Origin of the sequence: Pseudoalteromonas sp. MSK9-3 (genome assembly GCF_003590335.1) — a bacterium.
In the GTDB taxonomy this organism is placed as follows: Bacteria; Pseudomonadota; Gammaproteobacteria; order Enterobacterales; family Alteromonadaceae; genus Pseudoalteromonas.
Map to the genome: position 1 here is coordinate 145,079 of NZ_MIET01000034.1, position 24,570 is coordinate 169,648.

The following is a 24,570-nucleotide window of genomic DNA, read 5'->3' on the forward strand; positions in this document are numbered from 1 at the left end:
GAGAAGGTTTGGCAAAGCAGTTTAATTTAAAGCGCCCGCATCAGTTTTTTGGACTTGGATTTGGCCTCGGTTTATCTCCTGTAGCGCCAGGGACTGTTGGTACGTTAGCAGCTTTACCGTTTATTTTTATCACATTATCGTATCCTTTATGGCTGCAATGTGTATTTGCTATTGTTATTAGCGTTTTTGGATTATGGGCTTGTGGGAAAACAGCGAAAGATGTCCAAGTGCATGATCACCCAGCCATCGTGTGGGATGAGGTTGCAGGTTTTTATATCACCATGTTGGGCGCAGCTATAAGCTGGCAAACTCTCCTTGTTGGGTTTGTGTTATTTCGTTTCTTTGATATTGTAAAGCCAGGGCCGATTAAGCTATTAGATAAACGCTTAAAAGGAGGGTGGGGGATCATGGCTGATGATATTTTGGCTGGTATTTTCTCATTGATTTGTTTGCAGGCTCTGCTAAAAACAGGTGTTTTAGTAGGCTAATCTAGGCGATGTTTGTGACTAATAAAAAGACGCTAGTAGCTATTTGGTTGTTGATATATATGGGGCTGACTTTAACCCCACATTCAGCATTTTCGGCAATAAATGATTATGTTGTTAAGCAATGGAATTTACAAAATGGTTTACCGTCACAATCAATCGCGAGCATAGTACAAGATGATAATGGTTATATCTGGCTAGGTACACAGTTTGGACTTAGCAGGTTTGATGGTCATAAGTTTACAAACTTAACGACTCAAAACACCGCTTTTTTGCAATCAAATGCTGTTCATAAGTTACTCATGGACAAACGAGGCATGCTATGGATTGGCACGCGACGCGGACTTCACCGTTTAAACCCCCAAACACTTGAAGCACAAAGTTTTAATACTCAAGGGCCAGTCCATGACTTACTGGAAGATCACGATGGTGGAGTATGGATTGCTTCGAACGGACTGTATTATATCTCTGAAGCGGATCAGCTGCTCCATGACAGTGAAAACCAACCAACGCTATTTTCCCCAAGCAAAATTAATCAGATAGTTGGTTCTGTAACACGAATGGCATTATCATCTGATGGTATTTGGCTGGTTAATGAGCATCATTTACTCAAAATTAAAGAGTCGAGTTCAGTTAACAACAATGAATTTCGACTGAAATTAGCCAGTAAGTTATCCTTGCCCCGGCAATTAGCGCAAACAATCATTCACGACCTTTCTTGGATTGATGGTCGTTTATACTTAGCGTCAGAGCTTGGTGCATATTTTTTAGATATTGATGAAGTGATCCGTCGATATAGCGAAATAGGAAATACCGCGGTTTATAAATTCCTTGGTGACGAAGACGGCGGCTTTTGGGTTTCGACATCGAATGAGCTCATGTACCGAGAGCCGAATGGGTCTTGGCAGTCGGTAAGGCCAACGCAAGCAGAGCAAAATATCTGGTTTTCAGATATTTTCAAAGACCGAGAAAATAATATTTGGTTAGGTAGCTTAAATGAAGGGTTATGGTTTGCTCATTCAGGTAAAGTTGAGCGTCATCAAGTAGGCCCGACAATCAACCAAGGTGTATCAGCAATAACGCAAGCGACTGACGGAAAGGTGTGGGCCTCTAGTCGGTTAGGCATTGGTGTACTGAACACACTTGGAGAGTACCAACAAGTACTTGCAATGCAGCAGCTTAAACGCAGACAAGTATTTGATTTAGAATTCCAAGGCGAACGCCTTTATTTAGGAACAGATAAAGGAGTACTTTTATATGAACAAGGACAGGTGTATACCTTACCGTTTATAGAATTGAGAGATAACCCCGTTTTTTCGATCAGCCCTTCTAACAAAGGGGGGTTGTGGTTAGGCACTGGGAGAGGGCTTTATCGTTTAGACTATGCGGGCCTTACGCCATTTGCATATAACTCATTCTTAGGCAGCCAATATATTACATTTGTATTGGACTTACCTAACTTTGGCTTTATTGGCACTAATAAAGGCGCATATCAATATAATGAACGAGGCATCGAAAAACTGGGAGGACATACCGCCTTAGATGTTGCCTACATAACCAGTATTCTGCATCTCGACGACGTTTCGACCTTGATAGGGTCTCGTAGCCATGGTCTTTTTTATCAAACAAAAAAAGGGGACTGGCTGCAATTAGATGCGTCTAATGGGTTACCGTACGGTTCGATTAACTCGTTACATTATGACAAAAAGTTTGAACAGATTTGGGTTGGCACAAAAAAAGGTGTGTATCGTATGCCAGCCGCCCAATTTACTCAGAGCATTAATAATTTGCAAGTTGAACAGGTTATCAGTCAGTTTGATCGACAATTGGATGGTAAAGCCAGTCAGTGCTGTTCAGGTTTTGGCCATGATGCGGTGATGGAAACGGAAAGCTCTATTTGGTATCCGAGCTCGCAAGGCGTCGTTGAGATCCCCAAAGACGTACAGTTATTCGGAGCCGATGATCTACAGCCCAAATTGGAAGCGCTTTATACCAAGGAGAGACGGATCCCAAGTAGCTCACTCAAAGATACCATAGTGTTAGGTAACGGTGAGCGTGATATTACGATAAAATATACCGCAATTGACTTTTATGCTCCGAAAAGTATTGAATTTCGCTATCGCTTATCTGGAAAGGAGAAGAGCGAGTGGCGCGATGCATCAACGGGACAAGAGGCCATTTATACTAATTTACCACCAGGTGAATACGTATTCGAACTAGAGGTAAAACGTAGAGGGCAAGATTGGACAAAAGCGCGGACGAAACAGGTGGCTATATCTTTACCTCGTCGCTTTGACGAAACCATCTATTTCCGCTTAGTGATCACTTGTGGCTTTATCTTTTTATTTTATCTCATATTTTGGGTGTTTCGTGCGCAAGAGCGCAGAAAGCAGATGGCACTCGAAAACCTAGTAGCTGATAGAACAACTGAGCTGAGAAAGGCCAATGAAAAGCTAAATCAAGTAAACACCCAGTTAAAGCTAGTCAGTCATACCGATGAATTGACCGGCTTACGTAGCCGACGTTTCTTGTTCGATCAATTACCGAAAGATGTGGAACACTATCAGCGTAATGCGCAGTCTTTACAGCAACAAAACAAACGTTTGGTGCTGATGATTTTGAATGTTGATAGCTTTAGTAAAATCAATGATACATATGGGCCAATTGGGGGAGATAGTTGTTTACAGCAACTCGCGACTTTACTCAATATGCGCACACAAGGTTCTGATTACGTTGCACGGTGGAGTGGTGATGAGTTCCTACTGCTTTTAAGAGACTTTAAACGTGATGAAGTTGAAGAGTATGTAGGGGAGCTGTGTAAAGCTGTTGCAGACTTTGATTTTAATTTGCCGAATGGTAAATCAATGAAATTAACAGTTTCAATGGGGTGGTCATTTTACCCGTTACCGTTACTAGGTGGGCAGGTGATTGGCTGGGAAGCATCTGTGAATTTAGCGGATATAGCACTGCATCAGGTTAAAGAGCGAGGTGGAGACGGCGCTGCGACAATTATATTTGATGAACAGCTCGATGCGTTTGAATTTGAACAAAGCAGTAACATAGAGTCTCAGTTGCAAACACTACAAGATAGTGGTTTGGCCGAGGTTAGAGTATGGATGCGATAGCGCTTAAATATACCGAATGTAATTGCGTTACTTGGAGTACGTATTTTTACGCGTTAACCACTGAAAATACATCACCCAGTCTGCTAAAAAAGAGTAAAATGGGTATTTAAATGTAGCAGGGCGATTCTTTTCAAATAGTAAATGCCCTAGCCAGGCAAAACCGTATCCAGTCACAGGGGCAAGCAATAAGTACCAAAGTGATTGAGTGAATAGAGATGCGACAATGGATAAAATAACGCATGAGCTGCCAAGGTAGTGTAAAGCTCTGCATTTAGGGTGGTTATGTTGCGTTAAATAAAATACGTAAAAGTCATTGAAAGAGTTAAATGATTCTACCTTATGCGTCATACTCGCCCCCGTAAATGAGAGAGGAGAAGGAGCTTAAACTCCTTCTTTTTTGATTTAATTTAAGGCTAAATTACGTACGTAGTCACAAATCCCACGTGCAGATAACCCCATTTCATCATGCATTTCATCTTGCGTCCCATGTTTGATAAATTCATCTGGGATACCGAGATGGTTTACCTGAGTGGCTGCACCAATACTGGCAAGAAATTCACTTACCGCGCTACCTGCACCACCTGCGATAGCATTATCTTCCAGCGTGATGAAGTGTGTGTGCGACTGAGATAGTTCTGACAGTAACTGGGTATCTATTGGTTTAACAAAACGCATATCAACTAACGTCGCGTTGAACTCATCTGCAGCAAGCTGCGCGTTATGTAGCAGTGTACCAAAACTGAGAATAGCTATCTTTTCACCCACTCTGATGGTGTTTGCTTTGCCAATTTCGACTTTCGTCATCTCCTGTTCTATGTCGGCATTGCCTACACTTCCTCGAGGGTAACGTACGGCCACGGGTTGATCGCAGTTAAATCCAGTATAAAGCATCTTTCGGCACTCATTTGTATCACTGGGTGTCATGATGATCATATTAGGAATACACCGCATAAAGCTTAAATCATATGCACCCTGGTGTGTTTCTCCATCTGCGCCAACAATACCAGCACGGTCAATTGCAAACAAAACAGGAAGGTTTTGAAGTGCAACGTCATGAATAAGTTGATCATAAGCTCGCTGTAAAAAGCTTGAATAGATAGCAACGACCGGTTTGAGGTTTTCACAGGCAAGTCCTGCGGCAAGGGTAACTGCATGCTGTTCAGCAATCGCAACATCGAAGTATTGCTCAGGGAACTGCTTTGAAAACTGAACCATACCTGAGCCTTCTCGCATGGCAGGGGTGATAGCCATTAAGCGAGGATCCTGTGCTGCCATATCGCAGAGCCATTGTCCAAATACCTTAGAAAATGTCGGGGCTGCTGGTTTCGATTTTGGCAAGCTATGAACGGCTGGATCAAATTTTGGTACTGCATGGTAGCCTATTGGATCAGCTTCCGCAGGTTCATAGCCTTTGCCTTTTTGAGTTTTTATATGGAGTATTTGTGGGCCTTTCAAGTTACGCATATTACGTAAGGTATCGACCAGCATGTTGACATCATGGCCATCAATAGGCCCGATGTAATTGAGCCCTAGTTCTTCAAAGAAGGTACCAGGAATAACCATACCTTTTAAATGTTCTTCTACTTTACTGGCTAGCTCTTTAACTGGTGGCACGCCAGACAATAATTTTTTACTACCTTCACGGATGTTTGTATAAAAACTGCCTGATAATATTTTGGCAAAGTGATTGGTTAGAGCTCCAACATTTTCAGAAATCGACATTTCGTTATCATTTAATATGATCAACATGTCTGATTTTATGTCACCCGCGTGGTTCATCGCCTCGAACGCCATACCTGCCGTAATTGCACCATCACCAATGACGGCGACAGTCTTACGACCTTTACCTTCTTGCTTAGCCGCAATAGACATACCCAAAGCCGCAGAGATAGATGTGCTTGAATGCCCGACGCTGAAAGTGTCGTATGGGCTTTCTTCTCGGTATGGAAAGGGATGTAAGCCGTCTTTTTGCCTGATGGTATGAATCTGTTCACGACGACCTGTGAGGATCTTGTGCGGGTATGCTTGATGGCCAACATCCCAAATTAATCGGTCTTCTGGTGTATTGTAAACATAATGAAGTGCGACGGTCAGTTCAACTGTGCCTAAGCCTGATGCAAAATGGCCACTACTTTGTGATACTGAGTTGAGTAAGTATTCTCTCAATTCTTTACTAAAAGAAGGTAATTTATGTTGCGGTAATTGGCGCAGTTGCTCGGGCTCTTCTGCGAGAGCCAACAAAGGGTACTTGCTACTATCAAATGTCATTGTATTTATATATATCCTACTCAAACCTTGCGTAATTATATACAAAGCCAGAGGTTAATTTTATCTATTTATGCAACTTAGTCATTAATACGTCATTAATAACGGTTAATGGTCACGTTCAACGATGTATTTTGCTAATTTTGCAAGCATATCGGTATTCGCGTTGACGTTGCTGAGTTGCTCTATCGCCTGTTCAGTTAAATCTTGGGCTTTTTGCTTTGCCCCTTTAAGGCCAAGTATGGCCGGATATGTCGATTTATTATTACTGATATCTGAGCCTTGTGGTTTCCCAAGTATCTGGGTATCACCTTCGATATCGAGTATGTCATCTTGTACCTGAAATGCCAGACCGATACTTTGCCCATATAGATGTAGACTTTCTAAATCGGAACTTTTTAGCTCTGGTGCACATAAAGCACCGAGCTCAATCGCGCATATTAATAAAGCGCCGGTTTTCAATCTGTGGATCTGCTCTAAGTCTTCCAAGCTAATATCTTGATTTGTACCGGCAATATCCAGAGCTTGACCGCCGACCATACCTTGTAATCCCGCAGCTTTTGATAGCGCTCTGATCATACTAATTTGCCGTGATTCAGACACTGCAAAGTGGTGACTAGAAATGAGTTCAAAAGCTAAACTTTGCAATGCATCACCAGCTAAAATAGCCTGAGCTTCGTCAAATTGAATATGGCAAGTTGGCTTGCCTCGGCGCAAATCATCATCATCCATTGCGGGTAAGTCGTCATGCACTAAAGAGTAGCTATGAATACACTCGATAGCGGCTGCGACAACATCGAGGTCACTGTTTTTTGCGCCCAGCATTTCACCGGTTGCATAAACCAAAAATGGCCTGAGTCGTTTACCACCATTATTGATACTGTAAAAGGTCGCCGCTTTGACGGTTTCATCGGTGATTAAGTCTTGCTCAAAATACTGCGTCATAAAATGCGCTATACGGTTTTGAGCGTTATTTATTTCTACTTTTAGCGTCACGACTTATTCCGAACTTTCAGTAAATGGTGCTGTTGTGCTATTTTCATCATTGCCCATAAGGATCGCGACTTTCTGCTCAGCATTTTGGAGTTTTTGATTCGATGCATTTGCCAGTTGGATCCCTCGCTCAAACTGTTTAAGAGATTGCTCTAGCGTGAGTTCGCCGTGCTCCATCGCACTAACAATACCTTCGAGCTCATTGATGGCTTCTTCGAAGCTGAGGTTTTCTGGTTTTTTTACTGCCATGAGGACGTCTCTTTATTGGGCAAATTAAATAAAAGAGCTCAATTTTAGGGGCAATAACGTACTAGGTCAAAGATAAGCGAACTTTTTTACGCTAAACTGTTAGATATCAACTGAATAGCTATACTCGCAATTTTTTGGCTTTTTAATATAATTGAGTTAAGAAATAGCATTGCTTGCCGATACGTAGTTGAGAAAGGACTATGTTTATATTTTTACTGTAGGACACAGTAACGAAGCGCTACAATTAAATGCGTTAGAGTAAAAATTAGAAAAATAGTATATAACACTCTCTGGAGGGTATGTGGATTTAGCAACCGTAATAGGTATATTGGGCGCCATTGGCTTGATTGCCATGTCTATGTTTATGAGTAGTGACGGCGAAGTCGCTATGTTTGCTGATTCCGCTTCAGCGGTTATTGTATTCGGTGGCTCACTTTTCATTGTTTTATCTAATTTTACCATGCCGCAATTTTTTGGCATCGGTAAGGTTCTGGGTAAAGCTTTTATGTTCAAAATAGAGTCTCCAGAAGAGCTCATTGAAAAAGCGGTTGAGTTGGCAGACTCTGCGCGTAAAGGCGGGTTTTTGGCGCTTGAGGAGGCTGAAATACCTAACGCGTTTATGCGTAAGGGGGTTGATATGTTAGTAGATGGCCATGATGCTGATGTAGTTCGGGCCACCCTGCAAAAGGACATTTCTTTAACAACATCCCGCCATGAACAAGGTGCGTCGTTATTTAAGTCATTAGCAGATATCGCGCCTGCGATGGGTATGATTGGTACTTTGATCGGCTTAGTTGCGATGTTATCAAATATGGATGACCCAAAAGCTATCGGCCCTGCGATGGCAGTGGCTTTGTTGACAACGCTTTATGGCGCTTTCTTAGCGAACGTTGTCGCGATTCCAATTCAAGTGAAGCTAGAGTTACGAAAAGACGAAGAAGAACAAAACCAGCGTTTAATACTTGATGCCATTTTAGGGATCCAAGATGGACAAAACCCGAAAGTCATCGAAGGCATTTTGAAAAACTACTTAGCAGAGTCGAAACGTGGTAGCGATAAAGAGGAATAAGCATGTCTGATGAGCAGGAGTGTAAATGCCCACCTCCAGGGCTGCCAGCTTGGATGGGGACGTTTGCTGATTTAATGTCGCTACTTATGTGCTTTTTCGTTCTGCTATTGGCCTTCTCTGAAATGGACGTACTCAAGTTTAAGCAAATTGCAGGCTCTATGAAGTTTGCATTTGGTGTACAAAATAAAATTGAAGTAAAAGATATCCCCAAAGGAACCAGTGTAATTGCAATGGAATTTACACCTGGAAAGCCTGAGCCTACCCCTATTGAAACAATACAGCAGCAAACCGTAGAAATGACGCAGCAAATGTTGGAATTTCAAGCGGGTGATGAAAGCTCTGCTGGGGGGCGACAAGAACAAAGGGGCAATAAACGAGGGGGGGAGTCGCAAAGTACCTCTCAAGAGCAATCTATGCAACAGGCGGTATCTGCTGCCGAGCAAGAGCAAGTGAATGAGCTGGTTAAAAAGATTGCCCAACAATTAGAAAAGCAAATCATGGATGGTGCAATTGAGCTTGAGTCACTCGGGCAGCAAATTATTATCCGTATTCAAGAAAATGGTTCATTCCCTTCTGGAAGTGCATTTTTACAGCCTAAATTTAAGCCTGTTATTCAAGATATCGCTGAATTGCTAAAAGATGTACCAGGTGAAATTACAGTTTCTGGTCACACCGATGATTTTCAAGTAACCAATGAGCTTTACAGCAATAATTGGGACTTGTCGGCAACGAGGGCTGTCGCTGTTGCCAGTGAGATGGTGACTACCAGAGGGTTTGATAAAAATCGGCTTGTCGTCGTCGGTCATGCTGATACCCGACCATTGGTACCCAATGAGAATAATACAGATAGACGGCGTAACAGAAGAGTCGAAATATCTATCCTACAAGGGAAGGCTAAAGAGTCAGAACCTATTGAAGTTAGGGAAAATTAAGCAAAGCTTGATTGTCAAATCGATTTGGGCTACTTTACAAAGCTTAATTTAAACAAGGAGAACTCTATGTCAATTAAAAGTAAATATTCATATATCCCAGGTGGTAATGGTGATGGTTCAGACCCTAAACCACAAAAGTAGTAGATTTTAAACGCTATGGCTGAAGGGTGGTTTCCAGAGAATATAGACGCTATTTTATGGATGATTAGAGATCATGCAACAGTGATCACATTCATTGCTGTCGCTGTTTTTATCATTCTGAAAGATATGCAAGCATTACGATATGCTGGATTATGTGCTGTATTCTATGTAGTAGGTTACTGTTTATTTGATCTGATTATTGAGATAGACGATAAAAAGTATATATTCCGGTATATCGTGTGGACATTAAACGACATCTTATTTATGGCTATTTTAGCTTATTGGGCGATAAAGGATAAGGTGTATATTTGGCAAAGTGTTATTGCGCAGTTAGTGATATTGCCAGCTCCGCTACTGCAGTTATTTCGATTGATTGATCGGCACTTGTTAGATTTAACTTATTCCGAGTATTTATATAGGACGATCTTACCACTGGTAAATATTACGATTGTATTATTATGTTTTGCACCTTTGGTGATGTTGTTTAAGAAAAACACTCAGGTTAAAAAGCATTCTTTAAGCCAATAGCCATCTTACGATGGCTATTTTGTTTATTAAATCTTACCCAAGTGAAGGAATAACATCAAACATCTGTAGAGTTTGCGCTATGATAATCGTTACTCCACTTAACGCTGCTATTATAAGGCCTAAACTCCCACCTCTAACCTGATAGCCACTCCTTTTTACACTATCCTTACGTTGACTCCATACCATCATGACGGGCAAAAATATAGCTAACACAACCAAAGCAATAGCTGCATAACCTAACGCCATTATGAACCCTTGTGGGTAAAAGAGTGCAAACCCCAAAGGCGGTAAGAAAGTGATAAGTGTCGTGGTGATCCGGCCCTTTTTATTATCACCTTGTTTGAAAGCATCAGCGAAAAAATCAAATAAACCTAGACTCACACCCAAGAAGGAGGTTGCTAAGGCTAGGTCTGCAAAAAGGGTGACAAAAGTAGACACATTCGGGTTATGAGCAATGCTTGCGATACTCTGAACAAATCCTTGTAAGCCGTTACTGCTGAGTAAACTTTCTTGACTCATTACGCCTTGGCTTAAAATTTGCCAGCCAATATAAATAACGAGCGGCAGTGAGGCCCCAAACATCATGACTCGGCGTAGTGATTTAATATCTAGGCCTACATATTTTACGATGGAAGGAATTGATCCATGGAAACCGAAAGAGGTGAAAATAACAGGTATTGCACTAATTATTAAGCCTTGCTCAATAGGCATATCCAGTAAGTGAGTACCTTGCACGTATGGTGTTAATACAAAGAAGAGGCTCGTAAGTACAATTATTTTAATGCTGAATAGGACACGGTTTAGTTTATCTACGGTGCTAGTACCTGCCGTGACAATGGTTGCAATAACCACTGCGAGTAAAATTGAACCAGCTTGCGGAGCAACGTCAATATTAAGTAGGCTACTGAGCTTAGTTTGCAATTGTGCTCCACCACCGGCTATATAAGCTGCACACAAGGCATAAAATAAGAATACCATAGAGAAATTAGCAATATACTGGCCCCTTTTCCCTAAAATTGATTTTGCTAAGGTATTTAAGGTGGAGTCTACGCTGGCATATTGATGTAACTCTAACATCAGTAGTGCTGTATAGGTCATTAACACCCAGGTGAGGATTAATAGCACCAGCGCAGTACTGAATCCGAGCCCTGCGGAAGCGATAGGTAATGCAAGCATTCCCGCACCAATGGTAGTACCTGCGACGATCAGCATACTCCCGATAGTTTTATTTTTAAGCACACATTGCCCTTTTATTTTTGAGAGACACAGGAAGATATAACGGCTGCAATAAAAAGGAAATAGTTTTGCTATAAATCTATGTTAATGATTGTAATTAAATTTTTATCTCTATGTAATGTTTGATACCTTTAAAAGTAAAAAGGACTTTTAAGTCTTAGAGTTAGCTGACAAGTACTCGACTTTTGAATGGGGGTTTATCGGGGAGAGAGCAAATAAAAAACGCAACAATTGGCGTGCTGCGTTTTATTTTTTTGACGAGTATAGTTCGTCTTTTTATTTCACTTCTTTACCTGCGGCTTGTTGATCTGCATGGTAACTTGAGCGTACAAAAGGCCCAGACGCTGCATGTACAAAGCCAATTTCATCAGCGTAATCTTTAAGTGCATCAAACTCAACAGGTGGTACATAGCGTTTGACAGGTAAGTGGTGTTTTGAAGGTTGTAGGTATTGACCAACAGTCAGCATGTCAACGTTGTGTTCTCTGAGATCACGCAATACTTCTTCTATTTCAGAGATTTCTTCGCCCAAGCCAACCATTAACCCTGATTTAGTTTTAACTTCAGGGTGCGCTTCTTTGAAACGACGAAGCAGTTCAAGAGACCATTTATAGTCAGCCCCTGGGCGTGCTAATTTATATAAACGAGGTGCCGTTTCTAAATTATGATTGAATACGTCTGGTGGCGTTTCAGAAAGAATTTCCAACGCCTTATCCATACGGCCTCTGAAGTCAGGAACCAGTATTTCTATGGTTATCTTAGGGCTATGCTTACGGATTGCTTTGATGCAATCAGCAAAGTGTTGTGCGCCGCCATCTCTGAGGTCATCACGGTCGACCGATGTGATCACCACATAGCTTAGCTTCATATCTTTGATAGTGAGTGCTAACTTTTCTGGCTCGGCAGCATCAGGTTTTAGTGGTCGACCATGCGCTACGTCACAGAACGGACAGCGACGAGTACAAATTGCCCCTAGAATCATAAAGGTAGCAGTACCATGGTTGAAGCATTCAGATAGGTTAGGGCATGAAGCTTCTTCACAAACTGAATGTAAGCCATGTTTACGCATTGCTTGTTTAATGCCATCAATACGCTCACTAGATTTAGGTAAGCGGATTTTTAACCATTCTGGCTTACGAAGCATTTCTTCCCGTTCAGTCGGTAAAACTTTTACTGGGATAAGTGCCATTTTTTCGGCGTCACGAAGCTTTACCCCTGGCTCCATTTTTACTGGTTTACTCATTCGTTTTCAAACCCTTCAATTTGCTCAACATGCTCTACTTGTAAGCGTAGTAACATGTGCTTTATCAACCCATCTCCAACATCTTTCATATTAGATAGGCCATTTAAATCACTTGTCTGGACCATATTCATCCCTGCATAGCCACAGGGGTTAATTCGTAAGAACGGGTCCATGTCCATATTGACATTTAATGCTAATCCGTGGAACGAACACCCTCGACGTACCCTCAACCCCAAAGATGCTATTTTGCTGTCATTGACATAAACACCTGGTGCATCGGCTTTGGCATAGGCTTGAATATTAAGCTCTGCCAAATAATCGATAATGCATTCTTCTAACCAAGTAACCAGTTCTCTCACGCCGATATTTAATCGACGTAAGTTGAACAGAACGTACATCATTTGTTGGCCTGGGCCATGATAAGTTACTTGACCGCCTCTATCGACCTTTAACACCGGTATACTACCAGGGGCAAGGAGGTGCTCAGCTTTACCTGCTTGGCCTTGTGTGAAAATCGGGTCGTGCTCTACGAGCCAAATTTCATCGAGGCTATGTTCATCCCGAGTATCAGTAAAAGACTGCATTTTATGCCAAATTGGTTCATAACTGCGTCGACCAAGTTGACGTACTATCACTGATTTTTGCTTCATAAGGCTCTCTATTACTATAGTACGTAACGCACGTCGTCTAGGCCGCCAACCTCAGTATAAATTTGTTCAATATCTTCTTTTGAGCCCACAGTTGCAACTACGGTAATAGACTCGTATGTTCCTTTGCTGCTAGGCTTAACTTTAGGAGAATAATCGCCGGGCACAATGGCTTGTAATTTAGCAATTACTTGATCGGTTAAACTAACGTTTGCAAGGCCCATGATTTTAAATGTAAATGGGCATGGGAATTCTAAAAATTCATCAAACTTAGTATTCTTTACAGGTTTTACCACGACGGTATCCTCACTACTTTATGTAAATGTGAGTAGATTGAATCGCTTTTGACGCATCATACTCAATAATGTCGGGCATTCTATCATTTTTGCAATAAAAAAAAACGCCCCAAAAGAGGGGCGTTGTACGAATGCTTTGTTAACTATTGCATGATCTGTAAACGTAAGTAGTCGTATACTTTGCTGAAGAAGCTCCCTTCTTCAATCTCTTCCAATGTAACTAACGGATATTTAGCGATTTCTTCGCCATCAAGCTGTAAAAAGAGTGTGCCCACTTTTGAGCCTTTAGCCAGCGGTGCTTCTAATGTTTTATCTAACTCAAAATTAGCCTGTAAGTTTTTACGCTGGCCACGCGGGATTGTTATAGGGGTATCTTCCAAAATACCTAGCGAGACAGTTTCTTTATTACCCATCCAAATACGCTGTTCTGCAAAACTGTCACCAGCTTTATAAGGGGTGATTGTTTCAAAGAATCTAAAACCGTAGTTAAGTAGCTTGCGGCTTTCTACCATACGCGCACGTTCACTGGTCGTGCCCATTACAACAGATACCAAGCGCATATCATCTTTGGTAGCTGAGGTGACTAGGCTATAGCCTGCTTCTGAGGTATGCCCTGTTTTGATGCCGTCCACATTTAAGCTCGCATCCCAGAGGAGTGAGTTACGGTTATATTGCTTGATGTCGTTGAAGGTAAATGACTTTTCTTTATAAAGTGCATATTCTTCTGGCACATCACGAATAAGCGCAACGCCCAATGTTGCCATATCACGCGGCGTTGTATAATGCTGATCAGTATCTAACCCATGGCTATTAATAAAATGGGTGTTGGTCATACCTAGTTTTTCAGAGTGCGCATTCATCAAGTCAGCGAAAGCATCTTCACTGCCTGCGATATGTTCTGCCATTGCAACACAGGCATCATTTCCAGATTGGATAATGATCCCTCTGTTTAGATCGTCAACGCTGACCTTTTTTCCAACTTCAATGAACATCTTTGATGATTCTGGGAAGTTTTTCGCCCACGCCTTTTCGCTAATGGTCACCATATCCGTTGGTGCAATGTTGCCAGACACAATTTCAGTGCCGATAACATAGCTGGTCATCATCTTTGTTAAGCTGGCGGGAGCAAGCTTAGTGTCAGCCTCTCCAGAGGCAATAATCTTACCTGTTGTAAAGTCGACTAAGAAGTAGCCTTTGGCATTAATCTGAGGCACTGAAGGAATAATTTGTGCGTTCGCTGCAAATAAGGATACAGAGCACACAAGGCCACACAATTTAGTAATAAGTTTTGGTTTTAATAAAGTCATTATGCTCGCAGTTTTATTTAAATTTAATCAGCGTTAACGGTATATTTTAAAGTTGATGTTCACTATAAAGCAAGAAGGCATGTTTATATTTACCTTTGCGTAGCTTATCAAGTATATTTTGGGCTGTTTTGTCATCAAGAATAGGCCCTAACCGCAGTTTGTACAGCCCTTTTTCATTATGAATTGGTGACTGTAATTGAAATTGTTGTTGCAGTGTCTGTGACAGTGCTTGAAGGCTCTCTAAGTTTCCTCCTGCGGCCACTTGAATATAAGTCAATCTTGGCGCACTTCTGTCAATGGTAATCGCTTCTACCTTAACTTTCGCTGTACCATTTAAATGATATCCCAATTTATAGGCCGCAGCGTAAGATAAGTCTATGAGCCGATCGTCGTGAAAAGGCCCTCTGTCGTTCACTCTGACAATCGCTGTTTTGCCATTTTCAATATTGGTGACTTTTACAAAACTGGGTAATGGAAGCGTTTTATGCGCGGCGCTCATATCAAACATGTTGAATATTTCACCGTTGGATGTGTGGTAACCATGAAACTTTCGACCATACCATGAAGCGACGCCTGTTTCGTTATAGCCATGTTCATCTGACATTGGACTGTAACGCTTACCTCTAATTGTGTAAGGCCTACCTGTACTGACGCTTTTGGCTTCATTTGTGATCAGTGCATCTTGCATTTCAAGCGCCGTAGGTGCGCGTAAAGGCGCTTTGTCTTGTTTAATGTGATAGCGGCTGCTACAGGCACTTAGCAATGTTAATAGACATAATATTGCTAATATTTTACTCGATTTAATCATGATTTAAGTAGCATTCTCTTATCTGTGGCTATCGCCATAATAACACCAAAACCGGCCAGTAAGGTGACCATGGATGTACCGCCATAGCTAATGAGTGGTAAAGGAACGCCCACAACGGGCAGTAATCCAGAAACCATACCTATATTGACAAAGATATACACAAAAAATGTCATCGTGAGAGCCCCTGCCAACAACTTACTAAATGCATCTTGCGCATTGACTGCAATATAAAGACCGCGACCAATAATAAACAGGTAAACACTGAGCAGTAGGATCACGCCGAGTAAACCAAACTCTTCACTTAATACCGAAAAAATAAAATCAGTGTGTCGTTCTGGCAAAAACTCTAATTGAGATTGAGTTCCTTGCAGCCAACCTTTACCCTCAATACCGCCCGAACCAATGGCTATTTTAGATTGAATTATATGGTATCCAGCTCCTAAAGGGTCGCTTTCTGGGTTGAATAGCGTTAAAACGCGTTGCTTTTGATAGGCATGCATTCCGTAATGCCAAAATGCAAAACCTGCGGGGCCCATTAGTAAGGCTGAGACTGAGATCAACCGCCAACTTAGCCCTGATAAAAACAACACAAATATTCCTGAGCTGGCGATCAGAATTGAAGTCCCTAAGTCGGGCTGTTCTTTGATTAAAATGGTTGGCACCAGCACAATGGCAAAGCCAATTAAGATATTCCAAATTGAAGGCGGAAGGCGATGTTGACCGATATACCAGGCAACCATCATGGGGACCGCTATTTTCATGATTTCTGAAGGTTGAAAGCGTGTCACGCCTAAATCAAGCCAGCGTTGTGCACCTTTACTACTTACGCCTACAAACAGCACAGCAATCAGCATCCCAAGGCCCAGTAAATAAAGGGGGATCACAATTCTTTTTAAGGTGATAGGGGAAAGCTGTGCCATGAATAACAGCGCGATCACTGCGCCCGCCATACGTGTAGCATGACGAGTCATCATCCCCAAGTTTTGACCACTGGCACTATAAACCACAGTTAAGCTACCCAGCATCATAATGATTAAAGCCAATAGCAATGGCCAATCTAGATGTACTTTTTGCCAAAATGTACGTTTATAGTTCAGAGATGTCATTAACTGTTTTATCCAAAGGGTAGGCGGAGAAATAATAATCCATTAATTGGCGTGCCACAGGCGCTGCAACAGAACTGCCCGCACCTTGGTTTTCGACTACAACGGCAACAACAATACGAGGATCATCATAAGGCGCAAAGCCAGTATATATCGCGTTATCCCGATGACGCTCATTGAGTTTGGACGCATCATATTTTTCGCCTTGAGCAATACTGACTACTTGTGCGGTACCTGTTTTACCTGCTGGGTCATAATCAACACCCTTAAAGGCTTTATGTGCAGTCCCTGTGGTTTTTGCAACCGTGTTATGCATAGCCTTTAAGGCAATGCGCCAATGATCTGGGTTTTTGAGTTCTACCGGCTTTTTTTCTTCTGTGAATAGCTGATTAATGTCGTTATCTTGCTTTGTCACTTGCACAAGGTGAGGCTGACGATGTACACCTTTATTGACTAAAATCGTGACCGCATTGGCGATTTGAATTGGCGTTGCAGTCCAGTAACCTTGGCCAATACCGACAGAAATTGTGTCTCCAGGCCACCAGTTTTCTTTAAAGCGTTCTTTTTTCCATTCCACAGTGGGCATAATCGCGCTTGTTTCTTCATGAATATCAATACCCGATAGATCACCAAAACCAAATTGCGCCATGAAGTTACTGATTTTAGTGATCCCAGCTCGATATGCGATGCGATAATAGTAGGTATCGCATGACTCTTCGATGGCTTGGTATACATCAACATGCCCATGGCCCCAACGTTTCCAGTCCCGCCATTTATGTTTTACATTTGGGATTTGAAAAAAACCAGGGTCCCAGACTTTTGTTTGTTCGGTAACAATCCCTTCTTCTAAACCAAGAATCGCGAGGTGAGGTTTGACGGTCGAGGCTGGCGCATAGCTCCCTTGGGTTGCGCGGTTAATAAGAGGCCGGTCTGGGTTGAGCAGCTTTCTATAGTTTTTACCACTGATCCCATGTACGAACAGGTTAGGGTCGTAACTCGGGTTTGAATACAGAGCGAGGATACCGCCATCTTTTGGGTCCATAACGACAATAGCGCCTCGGGCGTCTTTGAGTGCGTGTTGTGCGATTTGTTGCAGACCAACATCTAATGTTAGTACTAAATCTTCACCTGGAGTTGGGGTAACGGTATTGAGCGTACGAATAATACGGCCGCGGTTATTTACTTCAACGCGCTGAGATCCAACGGTGCCATGTAAGAGTCGCTCGTAAAACTTTTCTATTCCCAACTTGCCATAGTCGTGTGTAGCTCGGTAATTTGTGGCTAAATTTGCCGACTCTAGCTCACTTAACTCTTTTTTGTTCAATCTGGCAACATAGCCCAGTGCATGGGTGAGTGTATCGCCAAAAGGGTAGTGTCGAGCGAGTCGTGCTTCAATACTAAAACCAGGAAACTTATGCTGGTTAACGGAGAAAATAGCCACTTCTTGTTCATTAAGCCGGGCTTTAAGCACTTGGCTTTTGAAACGGCGTTGTTTACGAATATTTTTTAAAAATTCACTTTGTTGTATATCACTAATATTAAGCAGCTGTGATACATCTGCTAAGTTTTGCTCTAAATCATCAACGTCTTCTGGTACCACTTCCAAATTATAAACCGGGCGGTTTTCCGCTAGAAGTACGCCATTTCTGTCGTAAATAAGGCCGCGGTTAGGGGCGACAGGAATGAGTTTTATACGGTTGTCATTAGAACGAGTTTGATACTTGTCGTATTCTTTTACTTGTAAGTGGTATACGTTCATTATGAGCATACCAATGAGTAACACAACAAAAATAAAGCCAACAAACGCTCGACGTGCAAACAGGTTTGCTTCAGCTGAATGGTCGCGTATGGTTGGCCGTTTTTTTAGCATAGGCGTGAATTACTCTCTGTGGTAAGGATGGTTTGTATTTAAGCTCCAACCACGATACAAGCTTTCTGCCACAATAATGCGAACCAGCGGATGGGGAAGGGTTAAATTAGAGAGTGACCATTTTTGTTCTGAGGCAGCAATACAGCTTGGTGCTAATCCTTCAGGACCACCAATAAGCAGGCTTACATCTCTGCCGTCGAGTTGCCATTTTTGCATATGCTCGGCTAAGTCATGGGTATCCCATGCTTTACCGGTTACTTCTAGTGTTACAATTCGGTTGCCCTTTGGGATTGCAGCCAAGGTTTTCTCTCCTTCGACTTGCAAAATCCTTTTAATATCAGCATTTTTCCCGCGTTTTCCAGCAGGGATCTCTAGTAGCTCTAGCGCCATGTCTTTTGGAAAGCGACGTTGATATTCTTTAAATCCTGTTTCTACCCATGCAGGCATCTTTGTGCCAACGGCAACCAATTGTATTTTCAAAGTTAGCCCCAAAGTTTCTCTAGATCATATAGGCTACGAGTTTGGTCTTGCATCACGTGGACAACGACGTCACCTAAATCAACCAGTACCCATTCACCTACATCTTGCCCTTCTTGGCCAAGAGGCTCTTCACCGGCATGGCGTGCAGCTTTTGCAACGTTGTCCGCGATTGACTGTACATGACGTTTTGAATTACCTGAACAAACAACAAGGTAATCTGTGACGGTCGATACATCTCTTACGTCTAATTTAACAACGTCACGGGCTTTCATATCATCAACTTTGTCTAATGCAAAGTCTAAAAGTTGCTCTGAATTCAACTGATTTTCTCTTAAGTTATAAAATAGTCGGCGATTTTAGCACAGCAAAAGACCTTAATCAGCATACAAGTTATGTTTACGAATATACTCTCTGACTTTCGGTTCTAAGAAACGTTCCGTATGTTGTTGATGTTTTAAGCGTTCACGAATTTCACTTGATGACACATCTTCTACTGCGCCTGTTAAAAAATAGCATAATCCACCTAGACGACTGTGCAATAGGGTCGGTTCTGTTATTTCGCAGTTACTCAGGTAGGTGCTAAGTACGTCGTTACTTGAACGAACTTCCCCTGGTCTTTGATAGACAATAATGTGGCATAAGGATGTGATTTTTTGCCATTCAAACCAGCTAGGCAAGCTGTTAAAGGAGTCCATACCCATTAAAAAAAGCAAGGGAGTATCTGGATTTTCAGCACGACACTCTTGAATACTAAGCAGAGAATAGGATGGGCCTTCACGCTCTAATTCGCGAGTATCTATAGACAACTGTGGGTTATTTTGTATTGCAAGACTGAGCATGGCTAAACGGTGTTGCTCAGTAATGCCCGGTGCGGCTTTATGAACTGGCAATGCACATGGTAAAAAATGTAATTGCGTCAACGACAATTGAGCAACGCAGTTTCGGGCCATATTCAGGTGACCGCTGTGAACAGGATCGAATGTCCCACCGAATAAAGCAATCATGGTTATGTTTCTTCATATTGATAAGGTAGCGGTATATTCAACGGCATACAAAATGCTAGAGCAATATGGGCAAGTGCTTGATAAGGCGCAACCATGGCTGAACGTTTATAGGCTGAATCAAATTCAGCTAAAAAATGAATGATTTGTTGGAGTCGTTCAATTGTCAACCGTTCAAGGGCTTGTTGAGTTGCGGCTTGTTGATTTTTCCAAATGTTATTTTGCTTGAACAACTGCGCCATATTTTGCCCAGCTTGCATGCCTAACTTAATAGCAAGCAAGGTTTGTGCTTCTTTATTGAATGTCCAAATTATGCTGATCGGTTCAATATTGTCATCTGCAAGCTTTAACAGCACTTTAATCGCGGTATTCGAGTTACCTTGTAATAAAGCCGTATTTAAGTCAAAGATATCAAACTTCGCCTGATTGAGCAGGCCACTGAGCACTTGTGTTTGACCAATAGGCTCATGTTTATACAACAAAGAGAGCTTTTCGAGTTCTTGATACGTAGCGAGTAAATTGCCCTCGGTGGCTTCGAGCAAGCTCGTTTTTGCTTCATGCGCTAAATTAAGCTGGAGTTGTTTACATTGTGTATCTAGCCAACGGTGTAAATGATTACCAGAGAGTGTATAGCAGGGGACAAATAACCCATGCTTATCTAATGCTTTAAACCAGGCACTTCGTTGAATGTCTTGGCCCGCTTTACATCCTTTGATGATCACGATGACGTCTGGGTTAAGATACTCAGCAAGAGATTTGAATGCCTGGCTGCCTGGGGTACCAGGTTTGAGCTGGTTTAAGTCAAACTCAATTAGGGTGCGGTCGCTAAACAATGACATGCTGTTATATTGTGCAAGTAATTCTTGCCAATCAAACCCTGGTAATAAGTTGAATTTAACAACTTCGTCAAAGCCTTGTTTTTTCGCTGCTTGTTTTATTTCGTAGACACACTGTGCCTCTTGAAAAGGCTCTTCACCAAACACCATGTAAAAAGGGTGTAATGCTTTATTTAAGTGACTGGCGAGTTGATTTGCATAACTGCGCATTATAGTTGTGATAGCTCTCTAACAATACGTTTGCTGGCCAGTTGGCGAAGCTCACGCAAAATGATATCCAGTTCTTTCGCTTTTGCGAGTGCATTATCGGGATCATCTTGATAATTACGGTAAAGCTCAAAGCCTTGTTCTACTGGTTCTTTACCCGGTCTACTCACTCGGTAAGTGACCGCATACGCTAATTCATATTGCGCCACCTGACCATTTTTAAACAAGCTTAATGTTTGTCGTTCCAAGGTGTCTTTGTATAAGTGTAGTGCTGTATATTGTGATGAGCTATCGGTAGGGAGTAACGCAACTTGCGCACGTTCTAAATCACTTTTTAGTAATTCATATACCTCAGAGCGCGGATTATCAGCGGTTAAAGTGATAGTACGCAGGTCATCAGGAAGATATGAGGCTTTTTTTAAATGAAAACCACAGCTTGATAACAAAACACAGAACAGCGCAAGCGCTGCTCCGTGTTTTACAAAATGAGCAAAGCGCATCTTAGTTTGCTACCACGTTTAGTAGCTTACCAGGCACATAAATTACCTTGCGAATGGTTTTGTCATCAGTGAACTTGGTGACGTTCTCTTCTGCAAACGCGATTGCTTCAACCTGCTCTTGTGTTGCATCTGCGGCAACGGTTAGTTTGGCGCGCAGCTTGCCATTAACTTGTACAATAATCAGCTTTTCATCTTCAACTAATGCTGACTCATCAACACTTGGCCAAGCAGCATCGAGAATATCTGACTCAAAGCCAAGTTCAGCCCACAGTTCATGACACATATGTGGTGCAATTGGTGCAAGCATAATGACGATGGCGTGCAGTGCTTCATTTGCAATGGCAATATCTTGCGTATCTTTAAGAGGCGCTTTAGCCAACTTATTCGATAGCTCCATGATTGCGGCAATGGCAGTATTGAATGTTTGACGACGTGACAAATCATCAGTAACTTTTGCGATAGCTTTGTGTACTTCACGACGCAATACTTTTTGATTGCTGTTTAATGCACTCGTGTCTAATTCAGCTTTACCAGCCGCGTTAACGTCCACTGCATATTTCCAAACACGTTTAAGGAAGCGATGTGCGCCTTCAACGCCTGAATCTGACCATTCTAACGTTTGCTCTGGCGGTGCGGTAAACATCATAAATAAGCGAACTGTATCAGCACCGTACTGTTTGATAACAGTTTGTGGATCAATACCATTATTCTTCGACTTTGACATTTTACTCATGCCTGATGAAAATACCGGCTGGCCGTCATCTTTGTGCCAAGCCTTTGTAACACGGCCTTTGTCGTCTGTTTCTGTTTCTACATCAGTGGGTGAGATCCAGATATCACCGCCTTTTTCATCTTTACGATAGAAGGTTTCTGCTAATACCATACCTTGGCACAGCAAGCGCTCAAATGGCTCATCTGAGTTTACTAGTCCAAAATCACGTAATAGTTTATGGAAAAAGCGAGAATACAATAAGTGTAAAATGGCATGTTCGATACCGCCAATATACTGATTAACAGGCAACCAATAATTTGCCGCACCAGGCTCTAGCATGCCTTCGTCGTAGCGTGGGCTACAGTAACGGGCATAATACCAAGATGACTCCATAAAGGTATCGAATGTATCTGTTTCATGAAGCGCTGGCACGCCATTTACTGCGGTTTTAGCCCATTCAGGGTCAGCTTTAAGTGGAGAGGTAACGCCGTTCATAACGACATCTTCTGGTAAACGCACTGGCAGCATATCTTCGCTGGCCGCAAGCTCTTGGCCTTGCTCATCGCTTAGCATTGGGATTGGCGACCCCCAATAACGTTGGCGGCTTACACCCCAATCACGTAAACGGAAGTTAACTTTACGCTTACCTGCATCTTGTGCTTCTAATTTATCCGCAATCGCATCAAAGGCGGCCTTAAATGCTAAGCCGTCAAATTCCCCAGAATTGATCAACACACCTTTTTCAGTAAAGGCTTCTTTATTTATATCTGCTGTTAATTCAGAACCTTGTTCAGGGGCAATCACTTGTTTTATTTCAAGCCCATATGCGGTAGCAAACTCAAAGTCACGTTGGTCGTGCCCTGGTACTGCCATAACTGCACCTGAGCCGTAATCCATCAAGACGAAGTTAGCAACCCAGATTGGTACTTCTTTGCCAGTTAATGGATGGACTGCAGTAAAGCCAGTATCAATGCCTTTTTTGTCCATAGTTGCCATATCGGCTTCAGCAACTTTGGTGTTTTTGCACTCTTCTACAAATGCGGCAATGGCGGCATTATTTTTAGCTGCTTCTTGTGCTATTGGGTGGCCTGCGGCAACACCCACATAGGTCACACCCATAAAGGTATCAGGACGCGTTGTATAAACAGTGAACGTTTCGCTATTATCTGCACGCTTGAAGTCAATTTCTAACCCTTCAGAGCGACCAATCCAATTGCGTTGCATGGTTTTAACTTGTTCAGGCCAGTCGTCTAGCTTGTCTAAATCATCTAACAATTCTTGCGCATAATCAGTGATTTTAATGAACCACTGTGGAATTTCTTTTTGCTCAACCGCTGCACCTGAGCGCCAGCCTTTTCCGTCAATAACTTGCTCATTTGCGAGCACAGTTTGGTCAACAGGATCCCAGTTTACGGTTGACATTTTTTTATATACTAAGCCCTTTTCATACAGTTTAGTGAAAAACCACTGTTCCCACTTGTAGTACTCAGGGTGACATGTCGCAATTTCACGATCCCAATCGTAACCAAAGCCAAGTTGCTTTAGTTGGTCACGCATGTAATCGATATTTTCATAGGTCCATTTAGCGGGGGCTGTGTTGTTTTTAATCGCGGCATTTTCTGCTGGTAAGCCAAAGGCATCCCAACCCATAGGCTGCATGACGTTTTTGCCTTGCAAACGTTGGAAGCGGGATACAACATCACCAATGGTGTAGTTACGAACATGACCCATGTGCAGTCGACCACTTGGGTATGGGAACATTGAGAGGCAGTAATACTTCTCTTTGCTTTCGTCTTCGACAACTTTAAATGTCTTGTTTTCTTCCCAGTGTTGTTGGACTTTTGACTCAATGTCTTGCGGGTTATATTGCTCTTGCATCTACGTTTCCAGACTTCTTGCAAATTAATAAAAAATTGTTCGCTAGCATACCCCAAATAAAGGCTGATTCACAGTATCTAGCAGCCATTTTGTTGCTTCGATTGTATGGGTGAACCCCGCGTTACGGCGTGAGTAAGCTATAGTTACAATAAGAAGACTGACGTGGGGTATAAAATGTCTGGTTATAAACAATGGTTAACACACTTTAGTGAGTGGCTAAAAGACGTTAAAGATCACGAGCTAGATGACTTAATTGAAAAGTTTGTCGAGCAACAACAGGCTTTGCAGCGATCAGGAAAAGAAAAAATTCAGCAATATCATTATTATTTACGCCGTGATCTCGAACATTTCAGTACTCATCAACGCCATTACAATGACTTAGCATGGCAAGAATTGAAAGCCTCTATTTGGTATGAATTATCGCAACTAGAAGATCGCACCCAATTAGAGTGGCAGGCACTTTTGCAAGACTTTGAACATGATGGTGTTTATAAGGCGGGTGAATGGATAGCAATGGGACAATTAGTATGTAAGAATTGCGATCATAAATTGGACGTGCTGTATGCCAGTGAAATTTCACCTTGTTCAGAATGTGAACACACTGAGTTTATAAGAAAAGCATTGTCTCCATAATGCGCAGACTAGGTTGTATGGTTTAGC

Annotated in this window: 24 protein-coding genes; 6 read left to right on the forward strand and 18 right to left on the reverse strand. The window is 42.2% G+C overall.

Translation table 11 applies throughout. The features are described from left to right. Positions 1 to 8: 8 nt before the first annotated feature. Positions 9 to 488 carry a phosphatidylglycerophosphatase A gene (locus BGP78_RS15985; RefSeq protein WP_119862313.1) on the forward strand — a complete coding sequence of 160 codons (480 nt, stop codon included), beginning with the start codon at positions 9 to 11 and terminating at the stop codon, positions 486 to 488. A 59-nt stretch (positions 489 to 547) separates the two neighbouring features. Beyond that, the gene (locus BGP78_RS15990; RefSeq protein ID WP_119862435.1) at positions 548 to 3,610 is read left to right on the forward strand and encodes a ligand-binding sensor domain-containing diguanylate cyclase; all 3,063 of its coding nucleotides are present in this window, start codon (positions 548 to 550) and stop codon (positions 3,608 to 3,610) included. A 27-nt stretch (positions 3,611 to 3,637) separates the two neighbouring features. On the opposite strand, the gene BGP78_RS15995 is transcribed toward BGP78_RS15990, so the two are convergent. The 4 genes from BGP78_RS15995 to BGP78_RS16010 all read right to left on the reverse strand — a co-directional run bounded on the left by BGP78_RS15995 (position 3,638) and on the right by BGP78_RS16010 (position 7,117). Beyond that, positions 3,638 to 3,958, reverse strand: a complete 321-nt coding sequence (locus tag BGP78_RS15995) for a DUF962 domain-containing protein (RefSeq protein ID WP_119862314.1) — start codon at positions 3,956 to 3,958, stop codon at positions 3,638 to 3,640. Positions 3,959 to 4,012: 54 nt separating this feature from the next. Beyond that, positions 4,013 to 5,878 (reverse strand): 1-deoxy-D-xylulose-5-phosphate synthase, encoded by a 1,866-nt coding sequence (dxs, locus tag BGP78_RS16000; RefSeq protein ID WP_119862315.1) that lies wholly within the window; start codon positions 5,876 to 5,878, stop codon positions 4,013 to 4,015. 105 nt (positions 5,879 to 5,983) lie between these two features. Continuing rightward, positions 5,984 to 6,871 (reverse strand): (2E,6E)-farnesyl diphosphate synthase, encoded by an 888-nt coding sequence (ispA, locus tag BGP78_RS16005; protein WP_119862316.1) that lies wholly within the window; start codon positions 6,869 to 6,871, stop codon positions 5,984 to 5,986. Positions 6,872 to 6,874: 3 nt separating this feature from the next. Beyond that, positions 6,875 to 7,117: an exodeoxyribonuclease VII small subunit gene (locus BGP78_RS16010; protein WP_119862317.1), complete on the reverse strand. Its 243-nt coding sequence runs from the start codon at positions 7,115 to 7,117 to the stop codon at positions 6,875 to 6,877. Positions 7,118 to 7,418: 301 nt separating this feature from the next. Between BGP78_RS16010 and pomA the strand changes: the two genes are divergently transcribed. The 3 genes from pomA to BGP78_RS16025 all read left to right on the forward strand — a co-directional run bounded on the left by pomA (position 7,419) and on the right by BGP78_RS16025 (position 9,787). Next, a complete protein-coding gene (pomA, locus tag BGP78_RS16015; RefSeq protein ID WP_119862318.1) occupies positions 7,419 to 8,186 on the forward strand; it encodes a flagellar motor protein PomA in 768 nt (255 codons plus the stop codon). Positions 8,187 to 8,188: 2 nt separating this feature from the next. Further along, positions 8,189 to 9,118, forward strand: a complete 930-nt coding sequence (locus tag BGP78_RS16020; RefSeq protein ID WP_010362344.1) for a flagellar motor protein MotB — start codon at positions 8,189 to 8,191, stop codon at positions 9,116 to 9,118. 156 nt (positions 9,119 to 9,274) lie between these two features. After that, complete coding sequence (locus BGP78_RS16025) at positions 9,275 to 9,787, forward strand: hypothetical protein (RefSeq protein ID WP_119862319.1); 513 nt, start codon at positions 9,275 to 9,277, stop codon at positions 9,785 to 9,787. A 33-nt stretch (positions 9,788 to 9,820) separates the two neighbouring features. On the opposite strand, the gene BGP78_RS16030 is transcribed toward BGP78_RS16025, so the two are convergent. From BGP78_RS16030 to leuS, 14 genes are all read right to left on the reverse strand, one after another. Next, positions 9,821 to 11,026, reverse strand: a complete 1,206-nt coding sequence (locus BGP78_RS16030; RefSeq protein WP_119862320.1) for an aromatic amino acid transport family protein — start codon at positions 11,024 to 11,026, stop codon at positions 9,821 to 9,823. Between the two features lie 273 nt (positions 11,027 to 11,299). Then, positions 11,300 to 12,265, reverse strand: coding sequence for a lipoyl synthase (gene lipA, locus BGP78_RS16035; protein WP_119862321.1), 966 nt, complete (start codon positions 12,263 to 12,265; stop codon positions 11,300 to 11,302). Continuing rightward, on the reverse strand, positions 12,262 to 12,915 hold the full coding sequence (lipB, locus tag BGP78_RS16040; protein WP_119862322.1) for a lipoyl(octanoyl) transferase LipB: 654 nt from the start codon (positions 12,913 to 12,915) through the stop codon (positions 12,262 to 12,264). Before lipB ends, lipA begins: the two co-directional genes overlap by 4 nt. Positions 12,916 to 12,929: 14 nt before the next feature. Further along, positions 12,930 to 13,208 (reverse strand): DUF493 family protein YbeD, encoded by a 279-nt coding sequence (ybeD, locus tag BGP78_RS16045; RefSeq protein WP_119862323.1) that lies wholly within the window; start codon positions 13,206 to 13,208, stop codon positions 12,930 to 12,932. A 143-nt stretch (positions 13,209 to 13,351) separates the two neighbouring features. Next, on the reverse strand, positions 13,352 to 14,515 hold the full coding sequence (locus BGP78_RS16050; RefSeq protein ID WP_119862324.1) for a serine hydrolase: 1,164 nt from the start codon (positions 14,513 to 14,515) through the stop codon (positions 13,352 to 13,354). 46 nt (positions 14,516 to 14,561) lie between these two features. After that, positions 14,562 to 15,323 carry a septal ring lytic transglycosylase RlpA family protein gene (locus BGP78_RS16055; protein ID WP_119862325.1) on the reverse strand — a complete coding sequence of 254 codons (762 nt, stop codon included), beginning with the start codon at positions 15,321 to 15,323 and terminating at the stop codon, positions 14,562 to 14,564. Further along, on the reverse strand, positions 15,320 to 16,429 hold the full coding sequence (gene rodA / locus BGP78_RS16060; protein WP_119862326.1) for a rod shape-determining protein RodA: 1,110 nt from the start codon (positions 16,427 to 16,429) through the stop codon (positions 15,320 to 15,322). Before rodA ends, BGP78_RS16055 begins: the two co-directional genes overlap by 4 nt. Beyond that, positions 16,410 to 18,296 carry a penicillin-binding protein 2 gene (gene mrdA, locus BGP78_RS16065; protein WP_119862327.1) on the reverse strand — a complete coding sequence of 629 codons (1,887 nt, stop codon included), beginning with the start codon at positions 18,294 to 18,296 and terminating at the stop codon, positions 16,410 to 16,412. The genes rodA and mrdA overlap by 20 nt, the downstream gene beginning before the upstream one ends. A gap of 9 nt (positions 18,297 to 18,305) precedes the next feature. Then, positions 18,306 to 18,776 carry a 23S rRNA (pseudouridine(1915)-N(3))-methyltransferase RlmH gene (rlmH, locus tag BGP78_RS16070; RefSeq protein ID WP_119862328.1) on the reverse strand — a complete coding sequence of 157 codons (471 nt, stop codon included), beginning with the start codon at positions 18,774 to 18,776 and terminating at the stop codon, positions 18,306 to 18,308. 2 nt (positions 18,777 to 18,778) lie between these two features. Then, a complete protein-coding gene (rsfS, locus tag BGP78_RS16075; protein WP_010362332.1) occupies positions 18,779 to 19,096 on the reverse strand; it encodes a ribosome silencing factor in 318 nt (105 codons plus the stop codon). A gap of 54 nt (positions 19,097 to 19,150) precedes the next feature. After that, positions 19,151 to 19,780 (reverse strand): nicotinate-nucleotide adenylyltransferase, encoded by a 630-nt coding sequence (gene nadD / locus BGP78_RS16080; RefSeq protein ID WP_119862329.1) that lies wholly within the window; start codon positions 19,778 to 19,780, stop codon positions 19,151 to 19,153. 2 nt (positions 19,781 to 19,782) lie between these two features. Then, the gene (holA, locus tag BGP78_RS16085; protein WP_119862330.1) at positions 19,783 to 20,823 is read right to left on the reverse strand and encodes a DNA polymerase III subunit delta; all 1,041 of its coding nucleotides are present in this window, start codon (positions 20,821 to 20,823) and stop codon (positions 19,783 to 19,785) included. Further along, on the reverse strand, positions 20,823 to 21,320 hold the full coding sequence (gene lptE / locus BGP78_RS16090) for an LPS assembly lipoprotein LptE (protein ID WP_119862331.1): 498 nt from the start codon (positions 21,318 to 21,320) through the stop codon (positions 20,823 to 20,825). Before lptE ends, holA begins: the two co-directional genes overlap by 1 nt. A 1-nt stretch (position 21,321) precedes the next feature. Further along, positions 21,322 to 23,910 (reverse strand): leucine--tRNA ligase, encoded by a 2,589-nt coding sequence (gene leuS / locus BGP78_RS16095; protein WP_119862332.1) that lies wholly within the window; start codon positions 23,908 to 23,910, stop codon positions 21,322 to 21,324. A 174-nt stretch (positions 23,911 to 24,084) separates the two neighbouring features. On the opposite strand from leuS, the gene BGP78_RS16100 reads away from it, so the two are divergent. Continuing rightward, positions 24,085 to 24,543 (forward strand): zinc ribbon-containing protein, encoded by a 459-nt coding sequence (locus BGP78_RS16100; protein ID WP_119862333.1) that lies wholly within the window; start codon positions 24,085 to 24,087, stop codon positions 24,541 to 24,543. Positions 24,544 to 24,570: the final 27 nt, after the last annotated feature.

Bases quoted from the DNA above. Each gene is read 5' to 3' on its own strand.
- BGP78_RS15990 (WP_119862435.1), top strand. From the start codon at position 548: ATGGGGCTGACTTTAACCCCACATTCAGCATTTTCGGCAATAAATGAT.
- BGP78_RS16025 (WP_119862319.1), top strand. From the start codon at position 9,275: ATGGCTGAAGGGTGGTTTCCAGAGAATATAGACGCTATTTTATGGATG.
- BGP78_RS16020 (WP_010362344.1), top strand. From the start codon at position 8,189: ATGTCTGATGAGCAGGAGTGTAAATGCCCACCTCCAGGGCTGCCAGCT.
- nadD (WP_119862329.1), bottom strand. From the start codon at position 19,780: ATGATTGCTTTATTCGGTGGGACATTCGATCCTGTTCACAGCGGTCAC.
- BGP78_RS16100 (WP_119862333.1), top strand. From the start codon at position 24,085: ATGTCTGGTTATAAACAATGGTTAACACACTTTAGTGAGTGGCTAAAA.
- lipA (WP_119862321.1), bottom strand. From the start codon at position 12,265: ATGAGTAAACCAGTAAAAATGGAGCCAGGGGTAAAGCTTCGTGACGCC.
- holA (WP_119862330.1), bottom strand. From the start codon at position 20,823: ATGCGCAGTTATGCAAATCAACTCGCCAGTCACTTAAATAAAGCATTA.
- BGP78_RS16055 (WP_119862325.1), bottom strand. From the start codon at position 15,323: ATGATTAAATCGAGTAAAATATTAGCAATATTATGTCTATTAACATTG.
- lptE (WP_119862331.1), bottom strand. From the start codon at position 21,320: ATGCGCTTTGCTCATTTTGTAAAACACGGAGCAGCGCTTGCGCTGTTC.
- lipB (WP_119862322.1), bottom strand. From the start codon at position 12,915: ATGAAGCAAAAATCAGTGATAGTACGTCAACTTGGTCGACGCAGTTAT.
- rodA (WP_119862326.1), bottom strand. From the start codon at position 16,429: ATGACATCTCTGAACTATAAACGTACATTTTGGCAAAAAGTACATCTA.
- leuS (WP_119862332.1), bottom strand. From the start codon at position 23,910: ATGCAAGAGCAATATAACCCGCAAGACATTGAGTCAAAAGTCCAACAA.
- mrdA (WP_119862327.1), bottom strand. From the start codon at position 18,296: ATGCTAAAAAAACGGCCAACCATACGCGACCATTCAGCTGAAGCAAAC.
- BGP78_RS16050 (WP_119862324.1), bottom strand. From the start codon at position 14,515: ATGACTTTATTAAAACCAAAACTTATTACTAAATTGTGTGGCCTTGTG.
- BGP78_RS15995 (WP_119862314.1), bottom strand. From the start codon at position 3,958: ATGACGCATAAGGTAGAATCATTTAACTCTTTCAATGACTTTTACGTA.
- dxs (WP_119862315.1), bottom strand. From the start codon at position 5,878: ATGACATTTGATAGTAGCAAGTACCCTTTGTTGGCTCTCGCAGAAGAG.
- BGP78_RS16010 (WP_119862317.1), bottom strand. From the start codon at position 7,117: ATGGCAGTAAAAAAACCAGAAAACCTCAGCTTCGAAGAAGCCATCAAT.